This window comes from Carnobacterium sp., assembly GCF_032094055.1.
Classification (GTDB): Bacteria; Bacillota; Bacilli; order Lactobacillales; family Carnobacteriaceae; genus Carnobacterium_A.
On the sequence record NZ_DAMDAK010000024.1, the window covers coordinates 1 to 1,672 of the forward strand.

A 1,672-nucleotide genomic window follows, 5' to 3' on the forward strand; every position below is an offset into this window, starting at 1 on the left:
TTTTATTATCAGCATTTTTATGATTACTATTTTATTTTTCGGTGACAGTTTGATTGTACAGTATACCTTCTTTTTTAGTTACCTGTTTGTGATGCTGCTGTCTACGATGATTGCCAGTTTTTCTTCTATTTTGCTTGATACGAAAGATCAAATTCTAATTGGCACAAAGCCGGTGACGGGACAAACACTCAGCGCAGCTAAAGCTACCCATGTTTTTGTTTACCTGTTCTCTTTGACTTTAGCATTAGGCGGTCCAGTGACACTCGCCACTTATTTTGTTCATGGCTTGATTGCTGGGTTACTCGTCACCTTATTGACTATTATCTTCAGTTTTTGGACGTTATTGTTTACCTTAGTCATCTACGCCGCTATTCTGAAACGGTTCAATGGGGAAAAATTAAAAAACATTATCGCTTACAGTCAAATTGGCTTATCTATCTTTACTATTTTGGGTTATCAATTGGTTGGGCGGATATTTGTTATCTTTGATGTCTCCATTACGTATCAACCCAAAATTTGGCATATTCCATTGTTTCCATTGTGGTTCGCCGCTCCGCTTGGTTTGCTCCAAGAAGGCGTGAATAGATATTATGTCCTGTATACTCTATTGTTTGTAGTCGCAACAATTCTGTTTTTTTTCTATTACAAAAAGAATAGCACTCAATTGGAACAAAACATTCAAAAGCTGACAGATCAAAACGAATCCATTAAAGAGCACAACCATTGGATGAATCGAACCAAGAATGTTCTTTGTCTTAATCAAGCAGAGCGACCTTATTATCAATTTACATGGAAAATCATTCAAAATGAACGCGAATTCAAAACCAGAATTTATCCGCCATTAGCCGTTTCTTTTATCCTTCCGCTGATTTTTGTTTTTAACAGCTTTAGTGGCGGTATGACGCTTAGTGATCTTCGAAGCAATAGTTTTCCTTATTCTGTTTACATCACACTATTCATGATTCCGCAATTAGCCGGTTCGTTGAAATATTCATCTTCCTATAAAGGAGCTTGGATTTTTCAAATGAGCCCGCGCAGCAATGACGGTCTCTTCATAAGAGCTGCTGGAAAAGCCGTCTGGATGAGACTGCTGGTACCTTTCTATGTGGTACTGGGAAGTTTATTATTATTCTTGTTCGGTTGGGATGACCTTTCTGTGATCCTCAACGGCTTCTTAGCCACGACGATCGTTTTCTTCGGATACTTGAATACAACAATGGACACTTTTCTTTTTTCAGAAAAATTCACTGCTGCAGATAGCACAAATGATTTTGTGATGATTATTCTTTTATTTATTACGGCTGGTTTGTTCGGATTGATCAACTTTTGGGTCTCATCTTTTAATCCCATTGGCAGCTGGTTGATGACAATCGTTTTAGTGGTTATCGCGCTTTACTATCTATTTAAAGCGCAGAAAACAAGGCCATTCAATCAAGCGTGATACAATATAACCTCAGAAATTTTTCTATATAAAAACGATAAGAAGCTAAGTTATGGTCCTTAGCGTTCCTTATCGTTTTTTGTGTTTCTTTTATTCAGATATCACTTTAAAATTATCATTTGTTTCGGCTTTGATGATCGGATGCTCAGCCAAATAATCTGCTATCAGTTCCGTCATATCTTTTTGCACTTCACGAATGATTTTATCAGCTGTATACATGGCATAGTTTCC

1 protein-coding gene is annotated in these 1,672 nt (G+C 37.1%); it reads left to right on the forward strand.

Annotation, left to right across the window (positions count from 1 at the left end; translation table 11 throughout):
- The coding region (locus tag RT405_RS05435; RefSeq protein WP_313468229.1) for a hypothetical protein at nucleotides 1-1,441 on the forward strand (1,441 nt) is incomplete at its 5' end.
- Nucleotides 1,442-1,672: the final 231 nt, after the last annotated feature.